Origin of the sequence: Pseudomonas sp. 02C 26, from assembly GCF_002843585.1 — a bacterium.
Taxonomy (GTDB): Bacteria; Pseudomonadota; Gammaproteobacteria; order Pseudomonadales; family Pseudomonadaceae; genus Aquipseudomonas; species Aquipseudomonas shirazensis.
In genome coordinates, this window is the sequence record NZ_CP025262.1 from 4,764,626 (window position 1) to 4,790,759 (window position 26,134).

Genomic DNA, 26,134 nt, shown 5'->3' on the forward strand with positions numbered 1-26,134 from the left:
CAGGTAAATGCTTGAAAACGCCGCTAGACTAGGCACAACCGGGCACTCTGGCCATTTCGATTTCCCAGCTTTTTCGATAAGTGTTGCTTATGGATTTTCGCCAACTGCGTTATTTCGTCGCGGTCTATGAAGAAGGCCACGTCGGCCGTGCTGCCGAACGCCTGTCACTGTCGCAGCCGGCCTTGTCCCAGCAGATTCGGCAACTGGAACACAGCCTCGACCTGAGCCTGTTCGAGCGCAGCAACAAGCGCCTGCTGCCGACACTGGCCGCGCACACCTTGTACAACCATGCCCAGCCCTTGCTCGACGGCTTGCAGCGCGCCCATGAGGCTATGCGCAGCTTCAAAGGCCAGGCACTGCGTACCCTCGCCATCGGTGTCCTGCAGACCGTCCGCCCCGGGCTGGTACCGCAGTTGCTGGAGCGCGTGCGCCGGGCGCAGCCGCACCTGGTGGTGCAGATCTACGAACTGTCGGGGCTGGAGATCGAGCGGCGTCTGCTCAATGGCAATCTGGATATCGGCATCAGCTATCTGCCGCCGCGCCAGGCAGGCCTGCACGGGCTGATGCTGTATGAAGATGAGCTGCAACTGGTCATCCCAGACACCCACCCGTTGAAGGACTTCAAGAAGGTCTCGATCAGGCAGGCGGCTGAATTGCCGCTGCTTATGCTGGGTGAAGAGTTTCAGATCCGCCAGATCTGGAAGGAGCAGCTGGCCAGCCAGGGCCGCAGGCCGCAGGTACAGGCCGAGATGAACAACATGGCGGGAATCCTCGACAGCCTAGCGCACACCTCGCTGGCAACCATCCTGCCAGGGCGCGCCAAGGCAGCGGCCGAGGATGATCAAGGGCTGCTGTGGAAGCCCCTCAGCGAGCCGCGCGTACCACTCAAGGTTGGCCTGGTGTTTCGCGATGCGCAGCGCCAACAGGCGTCGCTGGAGCTGTTGCGCACATTGCTCGAAGAAGAAACCGACGGGCGCCCGCTGGGCGTGTCGCCGCTGGACGTACTGGGCTGACGGTAAAAACCACGCAACAAAGAAAACCCCGCCTAAGCGGGGTTTTCCAGACTGTTTCCCTGACATCCCTATCGCCTCACCATCCTGGCGAGATTCCTTCGTGTCCCTGTTCTGTCCTTTACGCTTCCTGCGTTCCGTCCATGTGAGAAATATTAGCTGTGGATCCAATCTGAAGATAGAGGCGAAAAGTCACCACGTCGTGTAGGAAAAGGCTTACAAATCACCCCAGATTTGTTACGTCATGTGATCGAGGCGTCAGAACTGCGCAGCGTCCAACAGATACAACGACTCGCTGCCTGCCTTGACCGACGCCACCAACGAATCCACCCGCGGCAGCAACCGCGCAAAGTAGAACCGCGCCGTGCCCAGCTTGCCCTGATAGAAAGCCGCATCGCCCTCGCCTGCCTTGGCTGCCTGGGCCATGCGCGCCCACATATAGGCATAAGCGACATAGCCGAACGCGTGCAGGTACTCAACCGAAGCTGCACCGATCTCGTTCGGGTTGAGCTTGGCCTGCTCGATAACCCACTCGGTCAGCCCATCCAATTGATCCAGGGCAGTGGCCAATGGCTGGGTAAACTCGCCCAGCCCGCTATCGGCACCAGCCACGAACTGGCGAATTTCGTCGGCAAACACCTGGTAGAACGCGCCACCGCTGGCGACCACCTTACGGCCCATCAGGTCCAGCGCCTGAATGCCGTTGGTGCCTTCGTAGATCTGGGTGATGCGCGCGTCGCGCACCAGTTGCTCCTGGCCCCACTCACGGATGTAACCGTGGCCGCCAAACACCTGCTGGCCATGCACGGTGCACTCAAGCCCGGTGTCGGTCATGAACGCCTTGGCCACCGGTGTCAGCAACGCCACCAGGTCCTCGCTGCGCTTGCGCGTGGTCGGGTCTTCGCTGTACTTGGCGTTGTCCAGTTGCAGGGCGACGTAAGTGGAGAACGCCCGACCGCCTTCGATCAAGGCTTTCATGGTCAGCAGCATGCGCCGCACATCCGGGTGGACGATGATCGGGTCGGCGACTTTGTCTTTTGCCTGTGCGCCGACTGGCGAGCGGCTTTGCAGGCGATCGCGGGCGTACTCGACGGCGTTCTGATAAGAGCGCTCGGCCGAGGCCAGGCCTTGAATACCGACGCCCAGGCGCTCGTAGTTCATCATGGTGAACATGGCCGCCAGGCCCTTGTTCGGCTCGCCGACCAGGTAGCCGACTGCGCCGTCGAAGTTCATCACGCAGGTCGCCGAGCCCTGAATGCCCATCTTGTGCTCGATCGAGCCGCAGTGGGCCGAGTTACGCTCACCCAGGCTGCCGTCGTCGTTGACCAGGAACTTGGGCACCAGCAGCAGGGAAATGCCCTTGGGCCCCGCGGGTGCGTCCGGCAGCTTGGCCAGCACCAGGTGAATGATGTTTTCGGTCAGGTCGTGCTCGCCACCGGTGATGAATATCTTTGTCCCACTGACCTTGTAGCTGCCATCCGCCTGCGGCTCGGCCTTGGTACGGATGATGCCCAGGTCGGTGCCGGCATGGGCCTCGGTCAGGCACATCGAGCCCGCCCAGACGCCGCTGTACATGTTCGGCAGATATTTGTGCTTGAGCGCTTCGCTGGCATGAGCGTTGATCGACAGGCAGGCGCCTGCGGTGAGCATCGGATACAGCCCGAACGACAGGCTCGAGGCGTTGATCATTTCCTCGACCTGAGCCGAGATCGCCTTGGGCATACCCATGCCGCCAAACTGCGGATCACCGCCAACACCGACCCAACCGCCTTCGGCGTAGGTCTGGTAGGCCTCGATGAAACCGGCTGGGGTGCGTACGCTGCCGTTGTCCCAGTGGCAGCCCTCTTCATCGCTGGCGCGGTTGAGCGGCGCGATGCTGCGGGCGGTGACCTTGCCGGCTTCTTCCAGCACCGCCAGAGCGGTGTCCTGGTCGACCGCCTCGGCCAGCTCGGGCAGCTGTGCCCACAGCGTGGCCACGTCGAAGACTTCATTGAGAACGAAGCGCATATCACGCAGGGGCGCTTTATAGTCAGCCATGGACAACCTCTCACTAGTCGGGTCGGGGCGGTCCTGGCGAGGACCGCGGCACTGGAGTGAAATCAGTGTAACCGAACAACTTTTGCGAGACATAGGGTCATCACGTGACCCTACAGTCAACCCCAGTCAACCTAAGTCATGCCATTCGCACAGCGCCGCGGCGTGATTGGTGGCCGAACATCACTACACAGTTACGCCCGGCAGCCTTGGCGCTGTACAGCGCCTCGTCGGCAGATTTGAGCACCGCCTCGGGGTTGCGGTGGTCGATCAAGCGTTCGGCCACGCCGATGCTGATGGTGACCGATACGGTAGCGCTGGCCGAGCCGCTGCGCCGTTGCCGGCCGGCGCTATCGTCCTGCGGGCGGCTGTTCTGGTCACGCAGCTGAATGGCGTAGTTGGCGATCATCTCGCGTACCGCTTCCAGGTGCGGCAGACACTCTTCGGCAGTCTTGCCGGCAAACACCAGGGCGAACTCTTCGCCGCCATAGCGGTAAGCCCGACCGCCCCCCGTCACTTTCGACAGCCGGCTGGCAACCAGCCGCAGCACCTGATCACCGACGTCGTGGCCGTGGGTATCGTTGAATTTCTTGAAGTGGTCAACGTCGGTCATGGCAATCACGTAGTTGCGCCCCAAGCGCTGCATACGCTCGTTCAGCGCACGCCTGCCGGGCAAGCCGGTGAGCTCGTCGCGGAAGGCCATCTGATAGGCCTCATGGGCGACCGCTGCGGCGATCATCAGCATGACCTGGCTGCACATGATGTTCAGGGTGAACGGCAGGATGAAGGTTTTCGGCAACATCCACAGCAGGCCCAGCAAGCCGATGATCTGCGCCGCATGCAGCGGTCGCGGCTGGCGCAGGTACTGCACCGCCAGCAGGATGAAAACGATGACGAAGACCGGGTACGCCAGCTGGATCAGGCTCATCCACTGACCGTGCAGCGACGGCCAGCGGATCTCCGCCAGCCAGCCCAGCAGCGCCTCCGGAAAGCTCTGCTGCAAGGCCACCGCCACGCTGCCGACGGCAAACAGTACGGCAAAGCGGGCGAGCATGTCCTGGGCCAGATGAGTGCGTTCCTGCCAGGCGGCGAACAGGCCGAACAACGCAGGTAGCAGCAGGCAGACCAGATGAAAGATCACTGCAGCGTCTTCACGCACGCGGCCGTTGTCGCGATAGAAGTCGGTCTGGGTGTCGAGCAGGTAGTAAGCGATATACACCGTGACCATCACAAACAGCTCACGCTGCCGGCGGTACACCGCGCAATAGGCGCCGCCGAGCAGCAGCACCATGGTTGGCAGCACATTGAACAAAGACGTGAAGAAGACGCTGAGGTCTCTCACATAGGCCGCCGCCAGCCCCGACACCAGTAACACCAGTGACGGCAGGAAATGGCTTACGCGTACAGCGGATAACTGAAACAAGGGTATCTCCAACCCGGCAGATCAATAATGGCATTGTGCCTTTACTTCATCGGCAGCGCACATGAATAGATGAATACACCAGATGTTTAACGGCAGGCGTGGAGCCAGGCTTAGCTTTTTCTGTGCATGGCGCTACGCGGCCCGGACGAGCGCTCACAAAAAAACCGCCTGCCGGTGAGGGCAGGCGGTTTTTGATGTTGCCAGCGCGGCTTAGATGGCCAGGCCGAAGTCTTCTTCTTTCATCGCCATCAGGTTACCGGCACCGGACAGCATGGTCGCTGCATGGGTGCGGGTACGCGGCAGGATACGCTGGAAGTAGAAGCGTGCGGTCTGCAGCTTGGCGGTGTAGAACGCTTCTTCGCTGGTGCCGGCGGCGAGTTTTTCAGCTGCCAGACGGGCGATATCAGCCCAGAAGTAGGCCAGGCAGGCGTAGCCCGAGTACATCAGGTAATCGACCGACGCGGCACCGACCTCTTCACGGTCCTTCATGGCGGCCATGCCGACTTTCATCGTCAGTTCGCCCCACTCCTTGTTGATCGCCGCCAACGGCTCGACGAATTCCTTGACCGCTTCGTTGCCTTCCTGGGCCTGGCAGAACTTGTGCACGATTTTAGTGAAGCCCTTGAGCGCTTCGCCCTGGGTCATCAGCACTTTACGCCCGAGCAGGTCGAGGGCCTGGATGCCGGTGGTACCCTCGTAGAGCATCGAGATGCGGCTGTCGCGCACGTTCTGCTCCATGCCCCACTCGGCGATGAAGCCATGGCCGCCGTAGATCTGTACGCCATGGTTGGCGGCTTCGAAACCGACCTCGGTCATGAACGCCTTGGCGATCGGGGTCATGAAGGCCAGCAATGCATCGGCCTTCTTGCGGGCTTCTTCGTCCTTGCTGTACTTGACGATATCGACCTGCTGCGCGGTGAAGTAGACCATCGCTCGGTTGCCTTCGGCAAAGGCCTTCATGGTCAGCAGCATGCGCCGTACATCAGGGTGGACGATGATCGGGTCAGCGGCCTTTTCAGGTGCCTTGGGGCCGGTCAGCGAGCGCATCTGCAGACGATCGCGGGCGTATTTAAGGCCACCCTGGAATGCCACTTCAGCGTGGGCCAGGCCTTGCAGCGCGGTACCCAGGCGAGCGGTGTTCATGAAGGTGAACATGCAGTTCAGGCCTTTGTTGGCCGGGCCAATCAGGTAACCGGTAGCGCCGTCGAAGTTCATCACGCAGGTGGCGTTACCGTGGATGCCCATCTTGTGCTCGAGCGAGCCGCAGCTGACGCCGTTGCGCTCGCCGATGGCGCCATCGGCGCTCGGCAGGAACTTGGGCACGATGAACAGCGAAATACCTTTGGTGCCAGCAGGGGCATCCGGCAGCCGCGCCAACACGATGTGGACGATGTTGTCGGCCATGTCGTGCTCACCGGCCGAGATGAAGATCTTGGTCCCGGAAACCTTGTAAGAGCCATCCGCCTGCGGCTCGGCCTTGGTCCGCAGCATGCCCAGGTCAGTGCCGCAGTGCGGCTCGGTCAGGCACATGGTGCCGGTCCATTCACCGGTGACCAGTTTGCTCAGGTAGGTGTCCTGCTGCTCAGCGGTGCCGTGCTCGGAAATGGTGTTCATCGCGCCATGGGACAGGCCTGGGTACATGCCCCAGGACCAGTTGGCTTCACCGACCATCTCGCTGACCGCCAGGCCCAGCGACTCAGGCAGGCCCTGGCCGCCGTGAGCAACATCATGGGCCAGGCTCGGCCAGCCGCCTTCGACGAACTGTTTGTAGGCTTCCTTGAAGCCAGTCGGGGTCTGCACACCCGACTCGCTCCACTTGCAGCCTTCGAGGTCGCCAACGCGGTTCAGCGGCGCCAGCACGTTCTCGCAGAACTTGGCACCTTCCTCAAGGATCGCATCGACCATGTCGGGCGTGGCTTCCTCGCAACCCGGCAAGCTCTGGTAGTGCGCTTCATAGCCGAGCAGTTCGTCGCGAACGAAGCGAATATCACGCAGAGGGGCTTTGTATTCAGGCATTGCGATGAACCTCTTGAGGAGTCCGGTGGAGTGAGCGCCGACAGCAACCAGCACTCGGTCAAACAGTTGTTTGAAACTTACGTTTAGGTGCAAACAAAGTCAAGAAGGGACTATGGTGCCATTTACGTCGCGAAACATGGCGTATCTGCCATGTGCCCGTAAATGCAACTGCGGGCCTCACTGCAGAGGGCAACCGATCAGACAACGGTGTTGTCTGATCAGCGCCATCGCAGTCAGGCCCGCAGAGGTTTCAGCGAGATTAGCAATCAGGCGTAGGTGTCGATGAAGCGGCCGAGCAGTTCGTCGGAAGCCTTGGCGACTTTCACACCAAGCTCGACTTCAGTCTTGCCCAGCGCCAACTGCACCGTGCTGGTGGCCATGTCCATTTGCTGGCTGCGGTCGACGGCGCGCAAGCGCTCGGCCTGATAGTCGCTGGACTGGCTGGTGGCGGCACGTTCGACGGTGCCGTTGGCGATCTGGCTGGCGGCCTGATCAACGCGGTTCTGGCCCGCCTGAATGGCGCCAAGACCTGCGTAGTAGGCAGAGCTACCGGTGATTTCCATGTCAAAACTCCGATGACGCTGGATAACGGACAAACTTCATTAAAGCAGGCCAACGCCGAAAAGGCCCGTTTAAATCGCTAATAGCCTAGTGCCATTCGATAGACCGAGGGTATGCGCGCGGAGCTTAATCAAGCAGGTCAAGCTGCAGATGTTCGGCCACGGCATCGGCACTGGCTTGCTTGAGTTTGGGCACCCGCCCCAAGCACGGCGCGGGCAGGCGTTCAGCGAGGCTGGCCAGGTTTTCTTCCAGCCGCGAGGTGCGCGGCTCAATCACATTGGCCACCCAGCCGGCCAGCTGCAGGCCATCGCGGGCAATCGCTTCGGCACTTAACAGCGCGTGATTGATGCAGCCCAGGCGCACGCCGACCACCAGGATCACCGGTAGCTTCAGCGCGATCGCCAGATCGGACAGGTTGGCATGGTCCGACAACGGCACCCGCCAACCGCCGGCACCTTCGATCAAGGTGAAGTCGGCGCCCTCTGCCAGAATCCCCTGCATCGCCTTGAGCAAAGCAGGCAGCGCCAGCGCCACGCCCGCTTCGCGCGCAGCCAGGTGCGGGGCGATTGCCGGCTCGAAAGCGAACGGATTGACCCGTTCATAAGGCAACTGGACGGTACTTTGATCAATCAGCGCTAACGCATCGGCATTGCGCAGGCCCTTGCTGGTCACCGCGCATCCCGACGCCACCGGCTTGGCCGCGAGGGTGCTCAGACCTTGCAGCCTAGCCGCATGGAGCAAGCCGGCAGCGATGGTGGTCTTGCCCACGTCTGTGTCGGTACCGGCAATGAAATACGCTTGGCTCATGTCATTCCCCAGCCTGCTGAGGCTTGCGCAGCACGGCATACACCACCTGATAGGTGGCCGGCAGGCCGGACGGCTGGCGCCAGTGTTCGTAGGCCTGCAGCAAACCCTGCATGCGCGCCCGCCCCGTTAGGCCAGCCGGCCGGCCAGGGTTGAGGTTATGCGCACCCAGCGCCTTCAGTTCATGGGTCAGGCTGCGTACATCGAGGTAGTGCAGCACCTGCGCCCGCTGTTGCAGAGCGAGCAACTGCAGGCCGCTGCCGGCACACAGCCGCTGGTAATCTTCGAACCGGCGGAAGCGGTTGACGTGGACCATGCCGTCTACTGCCTGCCAACTGGCGCGCAACTCTTCCAGAGTGCCTACGCACAGGCTGCTGAACGCCAGCACTCCACCAGGGCGCAACACCCGCTGTGCTTCGCTGAGCACGCTGGCGAACTGGCTGCACCACTGAACGGCCAGGCTACTGAAAATCAAATCGACAGTGGCGTCCTGCAGCGGCAGGCGTTCGGCATCGCCGACCACGTGGAACTGCGCGCCACCTTGCTGCCGAGCGTGATCTAGCATGCCTTCGGCAATGTCGACGGCCACGCCGACAGCGCCGGCAAAGCGCTCGGCCAGCACGCGGCTGAAGTGACCGGTACCGCTGCCCAGGTCGAGCCAGCGGCTTGGGGTGAGATCAGCCGGCAACTGCTCGAGCAAAGCCACACCGACGGCGCGCTGCAACGCGGCAACGCTGTCATAACTGGCAGCAGCCCGCGAAAACGACGCCGCCACCTGGCGTTTGTCAGGCAAGCCGCCCGGCAGGGTCGGATGGGACAGATCAGTCATCGCCGCTCTCGTGCAAAAAAATCTTGATGCCCGCCGCCAGGTCCTGCGGATATTCCAGCAGGAAGGCATGCGAGGTGTTTTCAACCAGACCGACCTCGACGTCCGGGACCAGCTCGCACAGCGCCTTGGCTGCCTCTGCCGGGACCAGCACATCGCTGCCGGCAAACAGGTGCAACTGCGGCCCGGTGTACTCCACCAAGGCGTCGCGGGTATCCAGCTTGCCCAACACCTCCAGGCCGCTCATCAGGTACAGCGGATCAGTGCTCGGCAAGCCGACATTGAGTTGCTTGAGCACGGCCAACTGATCCGGCGCACCCTGGGTGCACAGCGAGCGAAAGCGCTTCAGGGTGACCTGCAGATGGCTGCGACAGCCGTCGGCAAAGGTGCTGAAGGTGTCTGCCGGCATGCCGTGCGGCCAGTCGGCGCGGCTGACGAAACTAGGATTACTGGCCAGGGTCAGCAGGCCGCAGCAGCGATCACCGCGTTTGCGGGCCAGCTCGCTGGCGAGCATCCCGCCCAGTGACCAGCCACCCAGCCAGGTGTCCTGGGGCAGGGTGCGATCAAGATGGTCGACCCAGGCCTGGACATCGCCGTCGGGCAATTCCGGCAGCGCCAGCAGGTCGACCTGCAAGCGCGGATCCTGCGCGCGCAGGCTTGCCGCCAATGGATGCAGTGCAGCAGTACCCAGCCCCCAGCCGGGCAAGAGAATCAGGCGATTACGCATCGGCGCGCTCCAGTTGTGGATAACAGTCTGCCAATGCATTCAACAATAGCTGCACCTGCGCCTCGGTGTGCGCCGCGCTCAAGGTGACCCGCAGCCGCGCACTACCGGCCGGCACTGTCGGCGGGCGAATGGCGGTCACCAGCAAGCCGCGTTCGCGCAGCATCTGCGACAGGCGCACAGCACGGCCGCTGTCGCCGATCAGGATTGGCTGAATCGGCGTCTGGCTGTCCATCAGTTGCAGGCCGATCTGCTCTGCCCCCTCGCGGAACTGGCGGATCAACGCCGCCAACTGCTCGCGCCGCCAGCTTTCGTCACGCAGCAGCTGCAGGCTCTTGAGCGTGGCGCAGGCCAGCGCCGGCGGTTGGCTGGTGGTGTAGATGTAGGGCCGAGCGAACTGCACCAGTGCCTCGATCAAGTCATCACTGCCGGCAACAAACGCACCTGCGGTGCCGCAGGCTTTGCCGAGGGTGCCGATCAACACTGGCACCTGATCCAGACCAAGGCCGAAGTGCTCGACGATTCCGCCGCCGTTGGCGCCCAGGGTGCCGAGGCCGTGGGCATCATCGACCATCAGCCAGGCATTCGCTGCGCGGGCGGTCGCGGCCAGTGCGGGCAGGTCGGCGAGATCGCCATCCATGCTGAACACGCCATCGGTAACCACCAGGGTATTGCCGGTCGCCCGCTGCAGGCGGCTGGCCAGGCTCTGCGCATCGTTGTGCAGATAACGATTGAAGCGCGCACCGCTGAGCAGGCCGCCATCGAGTAGCGAAGCGTGGTTGAGGCGGTCTTGCAGCACCGTATCGCCCTGCCCGACCAACGCGGTGATGGCACCGAGGTTGGCCATGTAGCCGGTGGAAAACAGCAGCGCACGCGGCCGCCCGGTCAGCTCGGCCAGGGCTTCTTCAAGCTGGTGATGCGGGGTGCTGTGGCCGATGACCAGATGCGAAGCACCGCCACCGACCCCCCAGCGCTCGGCGCCGGCGCGCCAGGCAGCGATCACCTCAGGGTGATTGGCCAGACCGAGGTAATCATTGTTGCAGAAGGCCAGCAGCGGCTGGCCATCGACCACCACCTGCGGCCCCTGCGCGGTCTGCAGCAGCGGCCGTTGCCGATACAGATCGGCCGCGCGCCGTTCGGCCAGGCGCGCGGTGAGGTCAAAGGCCATTTCAGGCCGACGCTGCGTCGTAGAACATCTCGCTGCTGCGCTGCTCGACCAGGGCCTGCTCGATGGCTGCCTGATGCACTTCGTCAGCGTGCTCTTCGCGCGCTTCCGGCTTGATACCGAGGCGGGCGAACAGCTGCATGTCCTTGTCGGCTTGTGGGTTGGCCGTGGTCAGCAGTTTTTCGCCGTAGAAGATCGAGTTGGCCCCGGCCATGAAAGCCAGCGCCTGCATCTGCTCATTCATCTGCTCACGCCCGGCCGACAGCCGTACGTGCGACTTGGGCATGAGAATCCGCGCGACCGCAAGCATACGGATGAAATCGAATGGGTCGACGTCGGCTTCTTCAGCCAGCGGCGTGCCGACAACCTTGACCAGCATGTTGATCGGTACCGACTCAGGATGCTCGGGCAGGTTGGCCAGCTGAATCAGCAGCCCGGCGCGGTCGTCCAGCGACTCACCCATGCCGAGGATGCCGCCGGAGCAGATCTTCATGCCGGCGTCGCGCACATAGGCCAGGGTCTGCAGGCGCTCGCTGTAGGTGCGGGTGGTGATGATGCTGGTATAGAACTCAGGCGAGGTGTCGAGGTTGTGGTTGTAGTAGTCCAGGCCAGCCTGAGCCAGCGCGACAGTCTGGTCCTGGTCCAGCTTGCCGAGGGTCATGCAGGTTTCCAGGCCCAATGCCTTGACCCCTTTGACCATCTCCAGCACGTAAGGCATGTCTTTGGCCGAAGGATGCTTCCAGGCCGCGCCCATGCAGAAGCGCGTCGAGCCAATGGCTTTGGCGCGGGCGGCCTCTTCCAGCACCTTTTGCACTTCCATCAGCTTTTGCTTTTCCAGCCCGGTGTTGTAGTGGCCGGACTGCGGACAGTATTTGCAGTCTTCCGGGCAGGCGCCGGTCTTGATCGACAGCAGGGTCGAGACCTGCACACGGTTGGGATCGAAATGCGCGCGGTGCACGCTTTGCGCCTGGAACAACAAATCATTAAAGGGCTGCTGGAACAGCGCCTTGACCTCGGCCAGGCCCCAGTCGTGACGTGTTGTAGCAATTGTGCTGGCGCTCATCGGCGTTTCCTTATCTAGGCTCTGACTGGCGCGCAGGCCAAGAAAGCCGCCAGCGCATCACGGATAGGCGCAATATTTACGGAAGGGCCATGGACTGTCAACCAATACTCAGATGGCTGGTTTACAAGTGTACGAATATTAATCAACTGTGTTTGCTGTGTGATGAACACGCTCATCAGCCCTACCCGCTGTGCAGCGCCTGCGAGCAGGAATTGCCCTGGCTGGAGGAACAATGCCTGCGCTGCGCGTTACCGCTGGCCATCGCCGGCCTGCATTGCGGCCCCTGCCACCGCAGGCCACCGGCCTTCAGCCAGGTGATTGTGCCGTGGCATTTCGGCTTCCCGCTGGACAGCCTGATCAGTCGCTTCAAGCATCGCGGGCAGTGGCCCCTCGGTCGTTTGCTGGCGGGCTTGCTCGGGGATGCGTTGGCGCATCGCTACACCGAGGGCTTGCCCAGGCCGGACTACTTGTTGCCAGTGCCTTTGGCAGCGCGTCGGCTGCGCCAGCGCGGCTTCAATCAGGCCGGTATGCTTGCGCGCTGGCTGTCAGGCCAACTGGGCATCGCCTGCAACGAGCGCTGGCTGCTGCGTACCCGCGACACCCCGGCTCAGCAAAAACTCGGCGCCAAGGCGCGCCGGCGCAATCTGCGTGAGGCGTTTACCCTGGCGCCAGGCGTTGATGTCGAAGGGCGGCACCTGGCAGTGGTCGACGACGTGCTGACCACCGGCGCCACTGCCCAGGCCATTGCCAAGCTGCTGCGCAAGGCTGGCGCCCAGCGGGTCGATGTCTATTGCCTGGCGCGCACGGCCAAACCTGGCCAGGCCTGAGCGGGCGCCAGGGTTGACTGATGACGCTACGGGAGGCAACTTCGCCAGTCTCACACCGCCTGGCTCAAGCGCATGTCTCTGCCCACCCAGCTCACCCAACACATCGCCCGCCGCCCGCAGCGCATCGCCCTGCTGCAGCACATCGCCGAGCAGGGCTCGATCACCCGCGCGGCGAAGGCTGCCGGGATCAGTTACAAGTCCGCCTGGGACGCCATCGACGAGCTCAACAACCTTGCCGCGCAGCCTTTGGTCGAACGCAGCACCGGCGGCCGTGGTGGTGGCGGCGCGCAGTTGTCGTCAGAGGGCCAGCGCGTGCTGCGCCTTTACTTGCGCCTGCAAGCGCTGCAGGCGCAAGTGCTCGAGGCCGCCGAACACAGTAGCGACCTCGACCTGCTCGGCCGGCTGATGCTGCGCACCAGCGCGCGTAATCAGTTGCAGGGTGAGGTCAGCACAGTGAGCAGCGAAGGTCGGCATGACCGGGTGACCCTGGCGCTGAGTGGCGGGCTGCAGATTCAAGCGCTGATCACCCGCGACAGCACCGAGCGGCTGGAACTGGCGCCAGGCAGCCAGGTAGTGGCCTTGCTCAAGGCCGGCTGGGTGCACTTGCTCGGCCCGGAGGACACCGCAGAACCAGGCAGCAACACGCTCGGCGCCACGGTCGCCGAAGTGCTCGCTGAAGAAGAGGCCAGCTGCGAAGTGCGCCTGCAACTGAGTAATGGCCAGACCCTCTGCGCTTTTGCCGAGAGCCAGTGGCTGACAGCTCATGGGGTGACCACCGGCAGCGAACTACGTGCGCAGTTCCATCCGGCTTATGTACTGCTGGGCGTGCCGGCCTAGCGACCTCCGGTGCGCGGGGTAATGGAGTACCATGGTGCTCACGATGTCGCCCTGCGGAGCTCCAATGTCCCACCCTTTCGATACCCTCACCCCCGACCTGGTCCTTGATGCGGTAGAAAGCCTGGGCTTTCTCAGCGATGCCCGCGTGCTGGCGCTCAACAGTTACGAGAACCGGGTCTATCAGGTGGGCATCGAAGACCAGCAGCCGCTGATCGCCAAGTTCTACCGGCCGGGGCGTTGGACCGACGCACAGATCCACGAAGAACACGCCTTTACCGCCGAGCTTGCCGACTGCGAAGTGCCGGTCGTGGCGCCAATCAGCCATGAAGGCCAGAGCCTGTTCGAACATCAGGGCTTTCGCTTTGCCTTGTTCCCACGCCGCGGCGGCCGGGCGCCAGAGCCGGGCAATCTCGACCAGCTGTATACCCTAGGCCAGTTGCTCGGGCGCCTGCACAAAGTCAGCGCCACGCGGCCGTTCGTGCACCGTGAGTCGCTCGCTGTGGATAACTTCGGGCATGCCTCGCTGCAGACCTTGCTTGACGGCAACTACGTGCCCAAGGAACTGCTACCAGCTTATGAATCGGTCGCTCGCGATCTGCTCAAACGGGTTGAAGCGATCTACGCGCGCACCCCGCACCAGACCATCCGCCTGCACGGCGACTGCCACCCAGGCAACATCATGCACCGCGAAGACGCCTACCACCTGGTCGATCTGGACGACTGCCGGACGGGCCCGGCAGTGCAGGACCTGTGGATGATGCTCGCCGGCAGCCGCGAAGAACGCCTGGGCCAGTTGGCCGAGCTGATCGACGGCTACAACGAGTTCCACGACTTCGACCCGCGCGAGCTGCCGCTGATCGAGCCGCTGCGGGCCTTGCGCCAGTTGCACTACAGCGCCTGGCTGGCGCGGCGCTGGGACGACCCGGCGTTCCCGCGCAGCTTCCCCTGGTTTGGTCAGCCGCGTTACTGGGGCGATCAGATCCTTGCCCTGCGCGAGCAGATCTCGGCGCTGGACGAAGCGCCGCTGAAATTGTTCTAGGAGCAGGTGCAGGTCTGTCTACAATAGGTGCTGTTATTTAGCTACCTAAGCAAGGATTCGGCATGCACGCTGCAAACCCGCGTCGCGGGTATATTCTCGGCCTGACGGCCTACATCATCTGGGGCCTGTTCCCGCTGTACTTCAAAGCCATTCAGAGCGTGCCGGCGGTCGAGATCATCGTCCACCGGGTGCTCTGGTCGGCGTTGTTCGGTTCGCTGTTACTGTTGGTGTGGAAGCACCCCGGCTGGTGGCGCGAGTTGCGCGATAACCCCAAGCGCCTGGCAATCCTCGCCTTGAGCGGCACATTGATCGCCGGCAACTGGCTGACCTATGTCTGGGCGGTAAACAACGGGCGCATGCTCGAAGCCAGCCTCGGCTATTACATCAACCCATTGATCAACGTGCTGCTGGGCATGCTCCTGCTCGGCGAGCGTTTGCGGCGACTGCAGTGGCTGGCGGTCGGCCTGGCAGCGGTCGGGGTCGCACAGCAGGTGTGGCAGGTCGGCAGCCTGCCGTGGGTGTCGCTGGTGCTGGCGCTGACCTTTGGCTTCTATGGGCTGATCCGCAAGCAGGCACCCGTCGCGGCACTGCCCGGGCTGGTAGTGGAGACCTGGATGCTGGTGCCGCTGGCTGCGGGCTGGCTGTTGCTGCACCCGGCTGCCAGCAGCACGCAGGGGGATTTCTTCAGCAGCACTGAAGCGCTCTGGCTGATTGCCGCCGGGCCGGTCACGCTGGTCCCGTTGGTGTGCTTCAACGCAGCCGCGCGACACCTACCCTACACCACCTTGGGTTTCCTGCAGTACCTGGCACCGAGCCTGGTGCTGTTGCAGGCGGTGCTGCTGTTCGACGAGCACTTGTCGTCGAGCACGCTGGTCGCATTCATGTTCATCTGGGCCGGTTTGGCGCTGTACAGCGTGGATGCCTGGCTTAGAGTGAGCAAGCGCACCTGATCAATAAATAACCAAAAGCCTGCAGGCCACAGCTGGCGTGGCCTGCAGCAACCTCTCCAGAGGTTATCCACATGCTGATCCCCGCGCTTTGTGCACAAGCGCCTGATTACTGAGCGTTTTTTGCTCAATCCTCGGCAAGCGGCATGGGCATTGGGCTGAAGCGGTACGCCCCCAGGTTATCCACAGGGACGTCCCCGTAAATCAGGGATAACCGCACCGCCCTGGCTGTGGACTATTCTTCGGCGCGCAGCTCAAGTTCGACCATCAAATCATCGGCCAGCGCTTCCAGGCTCTGCTGCAGATCCTCCAACGAAAGCGCCATCGGCAACGCCAGCAGCGCGTTGGCGTGGAACAATGGCTCGCTGCTCATCGGCGCCGGGCGTACTTCAGTGGTGAAGCGCTCCAGATTTACCCCCTTGTCTGCCAGCAATCGGGTAATGTCGCGAACGATACCTGGGCGGTCATTGCCCACCAGTTCCATACTGATTGGCTTCCAGTTAGCCGCGGGCTCGGCGCCGCTCTCGGCGATCAGTACGCGGATGTTGTGGCTGATCAGCTGCTCCAGCGCTTTGACCAATTCAGCGTGGGACTCAGTCGGCACCGCCACCCGCAGGATCCCGGCAAACTGCCCGGCCATACGCGACATGCGGCTTTCCAGCCAGTTGCCGTTGTGGCTGGCGATGCACTGGGCAATGCGTTCTACCTGCCCAGCCTGGTCGGGGGCGATCACGGTCAATACTAGGTGGTCCACTGCGTACTCCTCTGCCCTGCCAAGGTTTCAGCCAGGCCAACCATGGCGCAAAGGCTGGCAATCGAGTGAGTATAGGCAAGCTGTGGCAACCTGCCGCAGGGCAGTCCGAATGACTAATCGTGTACTGTTTCAAGATTTATCTGGAACAATCTACCTGTTTTTTGCGAACATGCGGCTTCCCAGCGTGACCCTATGCGACCAAATGGTCGCACAGCGACGCTTTTAGTCTGATGTTCACCCGCCTGCTGCTTCATGTAGTATGCCCCGACGCGGACTACAAAACGTCGCTGGATGTCTGCCGATGGCGCCTGTGAAAATACGCAAACCGCCCGCCAGCGCGTCTGGCAGGCCGCACCCAGCCGCCTGCGGGCATGTACTGGTGCGTGTTTGAAGAAGCGCTACAGGCTTAATACGATGAGCGAAATAGCTGAGCAGAGTGAGGCAAGCAATGACTGAACACGTTCAAGTCGGTGGCCTTCAGGTCGCCAAGGTGCTGTACGACTTCGTCAACAACGAAGCCATTCCAGGCACCGGCATCGTCGCCAAGGATTTCTGGCTCGGTGCGGAAAAGATCATCAACGACCTCGCTCCGAAGAATAAAAACCTGCTCGCCAAACGCGACCAGCTGCAAGCCCAGATCGACGCCTGGCACCAGGCGCGTCAAGGCCAGGCTCACGACGCCGCAGCCTACAAGGCATTCCTCCAGGAAATCGGTTACCTGCTGCCAGCAGCAGAAGACTTCCAGGCAACCACGCAAAACGTCGACGAAGAAATCGCCCGCATGGCCGGCCCACAGCTGGTAGTACCGGTGATGAACGCGCGTTTCGCCCTCAACGCCGCCAACGCGCGCTGGGGTTCGCTGTATGACGCGCTGTATGGCACCGACGCCATCAGCGAAGAAGGTGGCGCCGAAAAAGGCCAGGGCTATAACAAGGTCCGTGGTGACAAGGTCATCGCCTTTGGCCGCGCCTTCCTCGACCAGGCTGCGCCACTGGCTGCTGGCTCGCACGTCGACTCCACCGGCTACCGCATCGATGCCGGCAAGCTCGTGGTTGCGCTCAAGGGCGGCAGCAACAGCGGCCTGCGCGACGATGCACAGTTGATCGGCTACCGTGGCGAGGCCGCGGCGCCAACCGCAGTCCTGCTCAAGCACAACGGCCTGCACTTCGAAATCCAGGTCGACGCCAGCACCCCGGTCGGCAGCACTGACGCCGCCGCCGTCAAAGACATCCTGATGGAATCGGCCCTGACCACCATCATGGACTGCGAAGACTCGGTTGCTGCAGTCGATGCCGACGACAAGGTGGTGGTTTACCGCAACTGGTTGGGCCTGATGAAAGGCGACCTGTCCGAAAGCGTCAGCAAGGGCGGCAAGACCTTCACCCGGACCATGAACCCGGACCGCGAGTACACCGCACCGAACGGCGGCAGCGTAAGCCTGCACGGTCGCTCGCTGCTGTTCGTGCGCAACGTTGGTCACCTGATGACCAACCCCGCAATCCTCGACGCGCAGGGCAATGAGATCCCGGAAGGCATCCAGGATGGCCTGTTCACCGGCCTGATCGCCTTGCACAACCTCAAGGGCACCACCACCCGCAAGAACAGCCGCACCGGCAGCATCTATATCGTCAAACCGAAAATGCACGGCCCGGAAGAAGTGGCGTTTGCCGCAGAAATCTTCAGCCGCGTCGAAGACGTGCTGCAGATGCCGCGCAACACCATGAAGGTCGGCATCATGGACGAGGAGCGCCGTACCACGGTCAACCTCAAGTCGTGCATCAAGGCTGCGGCCGAGCGCGTGGTGTTCATCAACACCGGCTTCCTTGACCGTACCGGTGACGAAATCCATACCTCGATGGAAGCCGGCGCCGTTGTGCGCAAGGGCGCCATGAAGAACGAGAAGTGGATCGGCGCCTACGAGAACAACAACGTCGATGTCGGCCTCGCCACTGGCCTGCAAGGCCGTGCCCAGATCGGCAAGGGCATGTGGGCCATGCCTGACCTGATGGCGGCCATGCTCGAACAGAAGATCGCCCACCCATTGGCCGGTGCCAACACCGCCTGGGTGCCGTCACCGACCGCCGCGGTACTGCACGCCCTGCACTACCACCAGGTTGATGTGCAGGCGCGTCAGGCGGAACTGGCCAAGCGCGCGCCGGCCTCGGTCGATGACATCCTGACCATCCCGCTGGCAGCCGACACCAACTGGTCCGACGAAGAAATTCGCAACGAGCTGGACAACAACGCCCAGGGCATCCTCGGCTATGTCGTGCGCTGGATTGACCACGGTGTGGGCTGTTCGAAGGTGCCGGACATCAACAACGTCGGCCTGATGGAAGACCGCGCGACCCTGCGTATCTCCGCACAATTGCTCGCCAACTGGCTGCGCCACGGCATCGTGCGCGAAGAGCAGGTGCTGGAAAGCCTCAAGCGCATGGCGGCAGTGGTCGATCAGCAGAACGCTGCCGACAGTTCGTACCGGCCAATGGCGCCGAACTTCGACGACAACGTTGCCTTCCAGGCAGCGCTGGAGTTGGTGCTCGAAGGTGCCAAGCAGCCGAACGGCTACACCGAGCCGGTGCTGCACCGTCGCCGCCGCGAGTTCAAGGCGCGCAACGGGCTGTAAGTGGAGAATGCCAGGGCCGCTTTGCGGCCCTGGCTTCACTCAATCCGCAATTCCTTCCTCACCAGCCGCAACAGCTTGTCCAGATCCGGCGGCTTGACCATGAAGTCCAGCACCCCAAGGTGCATCGCCTTGACGGCCTCTGGGACCTGCGACTCCCCCGACACCACCACAATGGGCAGATCTGCCCGCACCGAACTGCGAATCTGCTTGATCAGTTCAAGCCCATCCACTGGCCCCATGCGCAGATCGGTGATCATCATGCCAATACGCGGTTCACGCCTGAGTGCCCGCAACGCAGCCAATGCGCTCGACGCACTGATGCAGCGGATACCTTTGCGATTCAGATACCAGGCCAGGGCCCTACGGCTGAGGATGTCGTCGTCGACCACCAGCACCAGCGGCAGTTGCGGCGGTGGCGCGCTGACCAAGGCCAACGCCTCGCGCTCGGCGTCACTCAGAATGTCGTCATGCTCACCCATGGTCTTCCCGTTGAAATATCGTCTGCACAGCGTATGACCACAAATTCGCCGAATGTGCTATCCGCCCGTGCAGCCAACGTCGCCGAACGGGCGTTATGCCCTCATAGACTTACGTCCAATGGGCACGAACCGGCCGCCAGCCGACCATGGGGACCGAGAACAACAAGGCCGACTTCACTATATATAGTTAGATATATATAGATCGGCACAGCGATACGGTCAGCTCATGAGTAAAAAGGACGCCTACAGCCAAGCCGGCAGAACCGCGGTGTTGCAGAACATTCAGGGCACATTGCAGTTCCTGCAGCGCTTTCCGCCGTTCAAGCAGATGGAACACAGCCATCTGGCCTTTATGGTGGAGCAGTGCCAACTGCGCTTCCACGCCAGCGGCGAAAGCATCATCAAGCCCGCCGATGGCCCGGTCGAGCACTTCTATATCGTCAAGCAAGGGCGCGTCGTCGGTGAGCGCCAGCACGTCAGCCAGGCAGGGGTAGAAACCACCTTCGAGATCACCAGCGGCGAATGCTTCCCGCTGGCGGCCTTGCTTGGCGAGCGTGCGACCCGCACCGAGCACGTTGCCGGCGAGGACACCTTCTGCCTGCAGCTGAACAAAGCTGCGTTCATTCGCCTGTTCTCGATGTCGGATGTGTTTCGTGATTTTGCTCTGCGCGGCGTCAGCAGCCTGCTCGATCAGGTTAATCAGCAGGTGCGCCACCGTGCGGTAGAAAACCTCGGCAGCCAATATTCCCTGAATACACCGCTGGGCGAGCTGGCCATGCGTCACCCGGTGGTGTGCACTCCGGACATGCCCTTGCGCGAAGCGGTGCGCCTGATGCACGAACAGCAGGTCGGCAGCATCGTGATCATCGATCCGCAGCGCTTTCCGATCGGCATCTTCACCCTGCGCGACCTGCGTCAGGTAGTGGCCGATGCCAGCGCCGAACTGAGCGCGCCGATTGCCCTGCACATGACCGCCGCGCCGTTTTACCTGGCGCCGGATGCAACTGCGTTCGATGCGGCCATGGCGATGACCGAACGACATATTGCCCACGTCTGCCTGGTACATGAGCGGCGCCTGTGCGGGGTGGTGTCCGAGCGCGATCTGTTCTCCTTGCAGCGGGTCGACCTGGTCCATCTGGCGCGCACCATCCGCCATGCGCCACGGCTGGACACATTGGTGTCGCTGCGCGGCGAGATCAGCCAGCTGGTCGAGCGCATGCTCGCCCACGGTGCTTCGTCGACGCAGATCACCCAGATCATCACCCTGCTCAACGACCACACCGTGTGCCGGGTGATCGAGCTGGCCCTGGCCGAGCGTGGCGATCCCGGCGTAGCATTCAGCTGGTTGTGTTTTGGCAGTGAAGGCCGCGGTGAACAAACCCTGTTCACCGATCAGGACAACGGCATCCTGTTCGAGGCCGACGATACTGCCCAGGCCGACGCCCATCGGCGCGCTCTGCTGCCGCTGGCGCAGTACATCAACCAGTGCCTGGCGCAGTGTGGTTTCAGCTTGTGCCAAGGCAATATCATGGCCGGCAACGCCGACCTGTGCCTGTCGCGCAGCGAGTGGGCGCGGCGCTTTGCCGGGTTCGTCCGCGAGGCCAGCCCGGAAAACCTGCTCGGGTCTTCCATCTACTTTGACCTGCGCGCGGTCTGGGGCGATGAGCAGGCGGTCGAACAATTGCGCCAGGGCATGCTTGCCCAGGTCCGCGACAACCGCATTTTCCAGCGCATGATGGCCGACAATGCCTTGCGCCAGCGGCCACCAGTGGGGCGCCTGCGCGACTTCGTACTGACCCGTCAAGGCAACGACAAGGCCGCCACCCTCGACCTCAAGGTGCAGGGCCTGACGCCGTTTGTAGACGGCGCCCGTCTGCTCGCCCTGGCCAACGGCATTGGCGCCTGCAACACCCTAGAGCGCCTGCGTCAGCTGGTCGCCAGAGAAGTCATCGATGCCCTGGACGGCGCCGCCTTCGAAGAGGCATACCACTTCATCCAGCAGACCCGCATGCAGCAGCATCAACGCCAGAGCCGCGCCAACCAGGCCTACTCCAACCGGCTCGACCCGGACAGCCTCAACCAGCTCGATCGACGCATCCTGCGTGAGTCGCTGCGCCAGGCTCAACGCCTGCAAAGCAGCCTGGCCCTGCGGTATCAGCTATGAGTCTGTTTACCTGGCTGCGCCCTTCCCTGCCTGCCGCCGTCGACCCGGCCATGCGCCAGCGCCTGGCGCAATTGCCCAAGCCAGCGCCGCCAGGCGTGCATTCGCTGCGCGAGCAGCGCTGGGTGGTCATCGACCTGGAAACCAGCGGGCTCAACCTAAACCGTGATCAGGTGCTGTCGATCGGTGCGGTGGCTATCGAAGACGGCGCCATCGATTTCAGCCAGCAGTTCGAACGCACCTTGCACCGCCCGGCGCAGAAGACCAACCCCAGCGTGTTGATCCACGGCCTCGGCCCGGATGCCCTCGCCGCCGGCTCAGCGCCGGCAACGGCGCTGCTGGAGTTGCTCGAGTTCATCGGCGACAGCCCACTGCTGGCGTTCCACGCGCCGTTCGATCAGCACATGCTCGGCCGCGCCTTGAAAGACAGTCTTGGCCATCGCTTGCAGCACAGCTTTTACGACGTGGCCGAAATCGCGCCGATGCTCAACCCCGACACGGTAATGCGCGAGGCCGGCCTGGACGACTGGATCGGCCACTTCGGCCTGCAGGTGGATGAGCGCCATCATGCCAGTGCCGACGCCCAGGTCACCGCCGAGTTGGCCCTGATCCTGTTCAGCCAGGCCCGCCGGCAGCAGCTCGACAGCCCCCTGCAACTGAGCACGCGCCTGCAGCAATGGCGGCGGCGCAAGGCTCAGAGTCACAGTTGGTAATAGCTATCCGATAGACGTGGATTGCGTGCGGCCACCCGCCTCTGTAACAATCGCGAATAATTATCGTTAGTTAACGCATTCTTTCCGGGGAACGCTCTTGCCGTCTGCGCACAGTCCACATGCTGATCTGATCGGTGCGCTTTATCGCGACCACCGCAGCTGGCTGCTGGCCTGGCTGCAACGCAGCACGCGCTGCCGGCAACGCGCCGAAGACCTCAGCCAGGACACCTTCGTGCGCTTGCTCGGGCGTGACCAGTTGCCGGTGCCGCGTGAGCCAAGGGCGTTTCTTGCTGCGGTGGCCAAGGGTTTGCTGTTCGATCATTTCCGCCGGGCTGCGCTGGAGCAGGCTTACCTGGCGGAACTGGCGCAGATGCCCGAAGCCGAACAGCCCTCGCCGGAACTGCAACTACTGATTCTCGAAGACCTCAAGGCCATCGACCGCTTGCTTGGCAAACTGTCGAGCAAAGCCCGCGCTGCGTTCCTGCACAACCGCCTGGATGGCATGGGCCATGCCGAAATCGCCGAGCGTCTGGGCGTTTCCGTCTCCCGTGTGCGTCAGTATCTGGCCCAGGGGATGCGCCAGTGCTACATCGCTCTGTATGGCGAGCCGACGTGAGCACCAGCCCGGTCTCGAACAAGGTGCTGGACGCTGCAATCGCCTGGAAGCTGTGCCTGGACGATAGCCCCGGCGTGCCAGAGCAGCGTAGTGAGTTCCTGCGTTGGCACGCTGCCAGCGAAGAGCACGCTCGCGCCTGGCGCCAACTGGGCATGCTCGACCAGCGTTTCAGCGCCGCAGTCGGCCCAGCACGCAAGGCACTGCTGCAGTCGCGGGTCAGCTTGCGCCGGCGGGTTGGTACCCTTGGCGGCGGGCTCGCCAGCGTGCTACTGGTCGCCGCGCTGGTCCTGCAACTCGATGCACCGTCGCTGTCGCCGGGTTACTGGCTGGCAGATCAGCGCACCGCCACCGGCGAATTGCGCACCCTGCGCCTGGAAGACGGCACGTTGCTCAGCCTCAATACCCATAGCGCCGTGGATATCGATTTCGAAGGCAGCCAGCGCGTGATCGTTCTGCATCAGGGCGAAATCTCGGTTGAAACCGGCCATGACGACCTGCGGCCGCTGCTGGTGCGTACCGATGATGGTCGCCTGCGCCCACTAGGCACACGCTTCCTGGTCAAGCGCGAAGCGCAAGGCACGCGTCTTGAAGTGCTCCAGTCGCAGGTCGCGGCAATGCCGTCCAACCGCGCAGATGAGCAGGTTCTGGCAGCAGGCCAGCAGGTCATGATGACGGCCAATGGCCTCAGCCAGATCAGCCCGGTTGCGGCCGGCGCCGATGCCTGGACCCGCGGCATGCTGGTGGTGGACAACGTGCGCCTGGCCGATCTTATCGCTGAGCTGGGCCGCTACCGCAGCGGCCATCTGGGCGTCGCGCCCGAGGTAGCCGACCTGCGCGTGACCGGCAGCTTCCCGCTGACCGATATCGACCTGGCACTGGCCTCACTGACCCCTGCATTGCCGGTCAAGGTCGAGCAGCGCACGCCATGGTGGGTCAAGGTCGTCGCGCAATGAGCCGCTAGCGGCAGCGCCGATAAATTTATTTCGACAGGCCCCTGTCACTTTTCAATTCTCGCCCGGCAAGGAAGCACAAAGCACTTATCCGTCGAGGAGCCGCTGCATGTCCCGTGCCGTTGATCGTATCCTGCGCCCCAGCCTGATGGCTCTGGCGATTGCCCTGTCTATCCCGATGGCCAGCCCTGCTCTGCATGCTGCCGAGCAATCGCAACTCGCCTATGACTTGCCCAGCGCGCCACTGGCGACGACCCTGAATCAGATCGCTAGCCAGGCGGGTATCGCCCTGGCGATCGACCCAGCCCTGGTCAGCGGGCGCACCGCGGCGCCGGTCAAAGGCCAGTACGATGCCCTCGGCGCACTGCAGGCGGCCCTGCGCGGCAGCGGCCTGCAACTGCAGCAGAGCAGTGTCGGCAGTTACAGCCTGGTGGCCACGCCGGAAGGCAGCCTGGCGTTGCCGGAGACAAGTATCAATGCCAACTCCAGCTATGAAAGCGCATGGGGCGCGGTCGACGGCTACACGGCAACGCGCACCGCAGCCGGCAGCAAGACCGACACCGCCATCGCCGAACTGCCGCGCTCGGTCTCGGTGATCACCCGCCAGCAGATGGACGATCGCCCGGTGCTCAGCCTCAACGACGCCTTGCGCTACACCGCTGGCGTACAAAGCAGCGGCTACGGCTCCGACTCGCGCAACGACTGGTTGCTGGTGCGAGGTTTTGTCCCGACCCAGTTCCTCGACGGCCTGCCGTTGCCCCGAGGCAATTACGCGACTCCCAAGATCGAGCCGTGGAATCTGGAGCGCATCGCCGTGTTGCGCGGGCCGGCTTCATCGGTTTACGGGCAGACGCCGCCCGGCGGTCTGCTCGACATGACCTCGCGCCGGCCGCAGGCGCAGAGTGCACACGAGATCGAAGTGCAGGCTGGCAGCAATCAACACAAGCAGATCAACTTCGACAGCACCGGCAAAGTCGACGAGCAAGGTGAGTTTCTTTACCGCGTCAGCGGCACGGTGCGTGACAGCAATTCCCCGGTTGATCACATTCCAGACAAGCGCTACAACCTGGCCCCAAGCCTGACCTGGAACATCAACGACGATACCAAGCTGACCCTGATCACTCAGTTCACCCGCGACGATACCGGCATTACCGGGCAGTTCCTGCCGCTGCAGGGCACCAAGCTCGACAGCCCGGCGGGCAAGATTTCCCACCACAAGAACCTCGGTGATCCGGACTGGGAATCCTACGACCGCACTTACTATCACCTGGGCTACGCCTTCGAGACCCGTTTGAACGATGTCTGGCAGTTCCGCCAGAACCTGCGTTACGCGCGCAACGAGCTGGACTTCAAGGGTATTACTGCAGGCGGTCAGATCTGGCCCGCCGGTCCGGATGAAGCGGTAAGCGCCGACGGCACCGTGCAACGCACCGCCGGTATCGTTGAAGAAGACATCAGCCAGTTTGCCGTGGACAACAACTTCCAGGCCGACTTCAACACCGGCGTTGTCAGCCACACCGTGCTGCTGGGCCTCGATCACCAACGCTCCGACAGCAATGCTCGCTGGCGCTGGGGCTCGGCTGGCGTGCCGGCGAGCAACATCCACAACCCGATCTATGGTCAGGACTTCTCCAACGTCCAGTACTTCGACATGTACGACTACGACCAGAAGACCCAGCAGACCGGCTTGTACGTGCAAGACCAGATGGCCTTGGACAATTGGCGCCTGACCCTCGGTGGTCGTGAGGACTGGGTCCACACCGGCACCACCTTCCACAATCAGGGTGATGCCACCAGCACCCAGCGCGACAAGAAGTTCAGCAGCAACGCCGCCCTGAGCTACGTCTTCGACAACGGCATCACGCCGTATATTTCCTATGCCGAATCATTCCAGGCGGCCATGGGTTCAGTGGTCAACAGCACCACTGCCTTCAAACCCACCGAGGGCAAGCAGTACGAGCTGGGCATCAAATACCAGCCACCGGGCAGCAGCGCGTTGTTCAGCGCAGCCGTGTTTGACCTGACCCAGGAAAACATCTCGGTTACCGAAGGCGGCGTGACCCGCCAGGTAGGCGAAGTGCGGGTCAAGGGCGTGGAGCTCGAAGCCACTGCCGACGTCAACGAAAACCTCAAGCTGGTGGGTTCCTACACCTACAACGATAGCGAAATCGTCAAAGGGCTCAGCGCTGAAGAAGGCAAGCGCATGGCTCAAGTACCGCGTAACCAAGCCACTGCGTGGGCGGACTACACTTGGCACAGCGGTGCGCTGGACGGCTTCGGGGTGGGTGTCGGCGTACGCTATGTGGGCGATACCTACGGCAACACGATCAACAGCGACTGGGGCCATGTCGGCTCGTACACCGTCTATGACGCCTCCGTGCATTACGACCTTGGCCGCTTGAACAACTCCTTCAAAGGCGTAACCGTCGCGGTAGACGCCAAGAACCTGTTCAACAAGGACTACCTGTCGACCTGTGATGGCTACTACTGCTACTACGGCGACGAGCGCAACGTGGTCGCCAGCGTGAATTACAAGTTCTGATGCAACGCTCAGCGGGC

At 62.7% G+C, this 26,134-nt stretch carries 22 protein-coding genes; 11 read left to right on the forward strand and 11 right to left on the reverse strand.

Translation table 11 applies throughout. The features are described 5' to 3' along the window. The first annotated feature begins 89 nt into the window (after positions 1-89). Positions 90-1,013 carry a LysR family transcriptional regulator gene (locus tag CXQ80_RS21815; protein ID WP_101322416.1) on the forward strand — a complete coding sequence of 308 codons (924 nt, stop codon included), beginning with the start codon at positions 90-92 and terminating at the stop codon, positions 1,011-1,013. A 255-nt stretch (positions 1,014-1,268) separates the two neighbouring features. On the opposite strand, the gene CXQ80_RS21820 is transcribed toward CXQ80_RS21815, so the two are convergent. The 9 genes from CXQ80_RS21820 to bioB all read right to left on the reverse strand — a co-directional run bounded on the left by CXQ80_RS21820 (position 1,269) and on the right by bioB (position 11,626). Further along, the gene (locus CXQ80_RS21820; protein ID WP_101322417.1) at positions 1,269-3,047 is read right to left on the reverse strand and encodes an acyl-CoA dehydrogenase C-terminal domain-containing protein; all 1,779 of its coding nucleotides are present in this window, start codon (positions 3,045-3,047) and stop codon (positions 1,269-1,271) included. Between the two features lie 136 nt (positions 3,048-3,183). Continuing rightward, the gene (locus CXQ80_RS21825; protein WP_101322418.1) at positions 3,184-4,467 is read right to left on the reverse strand and encodes a diguanylate cyclase; all 1,284 of its coding nucleotides are present in this window, start codon (positions 4,465-4,467) and stop codon (positions 3,184-3,186) included. A 210-nt stretch (positions 4,468-4,677) separates the two neighbouring features. Further along, positions 4,678-6,483, reverse strand: coding sequence for a phenylacyl-CoA dehydrogenase (locus CXQ80_RS21830; protein WP_101322419.1), 1,806 nt, complete (start codon positions 6,481-6,483; stop codon positions 4,678-4,680). Positions 6,484-6,749: 266 nt separating this feature from the next. Continuing rightward, positions 6,750-7,046 (reverse strand): pyrroloquinoline quinone biosynthesis protein PqqE, encoded by a 297-nt coding sequence (locus tag CXQ80_RS21835; RefSeq protein WP_101322420.1) that lies wholly within the window; start codon positions 7,044-7,046, stop codon positions 6,750-6,752. Positions 7,047-7,170: 124 nt separating this feature from the next. Further along, on the reverse strand, positions 7,171-7,851 hold the full coding sequence (bioD, locus tag CXQ80_RS21840) for a dethiobiotin synthase (RefSeq protein WP_101322421.1): 681 nt from the start codon (positions 7,849-7,851) through the stop codon (positions 7,171-7,173). 1 nt (position 7,852) lies between these two features. Then, a complete protein-coding gene (gene bioC, locus CXQ80_RS21845) occupies positions 7,853-8,677 on the reverse strand; it encodes a malonyl-ACP O-methyltransferase BioC (RefSeq protein WP_101322422.1) in 825 nt (274 codons plus the stop codon). Continuing rightward, positions 8,670-9,401 carry an alpha/beta fold hydrolase gene (locus CXQ80_RS21850; protein WP_101322423.1) on the reverse strand — a complete coding sequence of 244 codons (732 nt, stop codon included), beginning with the start codon at positions 9,399-9,401 and terminating at the stop codon, positions 8,670-8,672. Before CXQ80_RS21850 ends, bioC begins: the two co-directional genes overlap by 8 nt. Then, positions 9,394-10,566 (reverse strand): 8-amino-7-oxononanoate synthase, encoded by a 1,173-nt coding sequence (bioF, locus tag CXQ80_RS21855; RefSeq protein ID WP_101322424.1) that lies wholly within the window; start codon positions 10,564-10,566, stop codon positions 9,394-9,396. Before bioF ends, CXQ80_RS21850 begins: the two co-directional genes overlap by 8 nt. Position 10,567: 1 nt before the next feature. After that, positions 10,568-11,626 (reverse strand): biotin synthase BioB, encoded by a 1,059-nt coding sequence (bioB, locus tag CXQ80_RS21860; RefSeq protein WP_101322425.1) that lies wholly within the window; start codon positions 11,624-11,626, stop codon positions 10,568-10,570. A gap of 89 nt (positions 11,627-11,715) precedes the next feature. On the opposite strand from bioB, the gene CXQ80_RS21865 reads away from it, so the two are divergent. The 4 genes from CXQ80_RS21865 (at position 11,716) to rarD (ending at position 15,279) form a co-directional block, all read left to right on the forward strand. After that, entirely contained in the window at positions 11,716-12,453 is a 738-nt protein-coding gene (locus CXQ80_RS21865; RefSeq protein WP_101322426.1) for a ComF family protein, read from the forward strand. A 72-nt stretch (positions 12,454-12,525) separates the two neighbouring features. Beyond that, the gene (locus CXQ80_RS21870) at positions 12,526-13,290 is read left to right on the forward strand and encodes a TOBE domain-containing protein (protein WP_101322427.1); all 765 of its coding nucleotides are present in this window, start codon (positions 12,526-12,528) and stop codon (positions 13,288-13,290) included. A gap of 64 nt (positions 13,291-13,354) precedes the next feature. Next, positions 13,355-14,329 carry a serine/threonine protein kinase gene (locus CXQ80_RS21875; RefSeq protein ID WP_101322428.1) on the forward strand — a complete coding sequence of 325 codons (975 nt, stop codon included), beginning with the start codon at positions 13,355-13,357 and terminating at the stop codon, positions 14,327-14,329. A 62-nt stretch (positions 14,330-14,391) separates the two neighbouring features. Next, complete coding sequence (gene rarD, locus CXQ80_RS21880) at positions 14,392-15,279, forward strand: EamA family transporter RarD (protein WP_101322429.1); 888 nt, start codon at positions 14,392-14,394, stop codon at positions 15,277-15,279. A gap of 232 nt (positions 15,280-15,511) precedes the next feature. Here the strand turns inward: rarD and CXQ80_RS21885 are convergent, their stop codons facing one another. Beyond that, positions 15,512-16,030, reverse strand: coding sequence for a glycine cleavage system protein R (locus CXQ80_RS21885; protein WP_101322430.1), 519 nt, complete (start codon positions 16,028-16,030; stop codon positions 15,512-15,514). 448 nt (positions 16,031-16,478) lie between these two features. Here CXQ80_RS21885 and CXQ80_RS21890 point away from each other — a divergent pair, with 448 nt between their 5' ends. After that, a complete protein-coding gene (locus CXQ80_RS21890) occupies positions 16,479-18,656 on the forward strand; it encodes a malate synthase G (protein ID WP_101322431.1) in 2,178 nt (725 codons plus the stop codon). A gap of 35 nt (positions 18,657-18,691) precedes the next feature. On the opposite strand, the gene CXQ80_RS21895 is transcribed toward CXQ80_RS21890, so the two are convergent. Continuing rightward, complete coding sequence (locus tag CXQ80_RS21895; RefSeq protein WP_101322432.1) at positions 18,692-19,135, reverse strand: response regulator; 444 nt, start codon at positions 19,133-19,135, stop codon at positions 18,692-18,694. A 226-nt stretch (positions 19,136-19,361) separates the two neighbouring features. Between CXQ80_RS21895 and CXQ80_RS21900 the strand changes: the two genes are divergently transcribed. From CXQ80_RS21900 to CXQ80_RS21920, 5 genes are all read left to right on the forward strand, one after another. Further along, complete coding sequence (locus CXQ80_RS21900) at positions 19,362-21,299, forward strand: putative nucleotidyltransferase substrate binding domain-containing protein (protein WP_101322433.1); 1,938 nt, start codon at positions 19,362-19,364, stop codon at positions 21,297-21,299. Beyond that, positions 21,296-22,009: a PolC-type DNA polymerase III gene (locus CXQ80_RS21905; RefSeq protein ID WP_101322434.1), complete on the forward strand. Its 714-nt coding sequence runs from the start codon at positions 21,296-21,298 to the stop codon at positions 22,007-22,009. Before CXQ80_RS21900 ends, CXQ80_RS21905 begins: the two co-directional genes overlap by 4 nt. 97 nt (positions 22,010-22,106) lie before the next feature. Further along, positions 22,107-22,625, forward strand: a complete 519-nt coding sequence (locus CXQ80_RS21910) for an RNA polymerase sigma factor (protein ID WP_101322435.1) — start codon at positions 22,107-22,109, stop codon at positions 22,623-22,625. Further along, positions 22,622-23,578, forward strand: coding sequence for a FecR domain-containing protein (locus tag CXQ80_RS21915; protein ID WP_101322436.1), 957 nt, complete (start codon positions 22,622-22,624; stop codon positions 23,576-23,578). The genes CXQ80_RS21910 and CXQ80_RS21915 overlap by 4 nt, the downstream gene beginning before the upstream one ends. Before the next feature lie 106 nt (positions 23,579-23,684). Continuing rightward, a complete protein-coding gene (locus tag CXQ80_RS21920) occupies positions 23,685-26,117 on the forward strand; it encodes a TonB-dependent siderophore receptor (protein WP_101322437.1) in 2,433 nt (810 codons plus the stop codon). Positions 26,118-26,134: the final 17 nt, after the last annotated feature.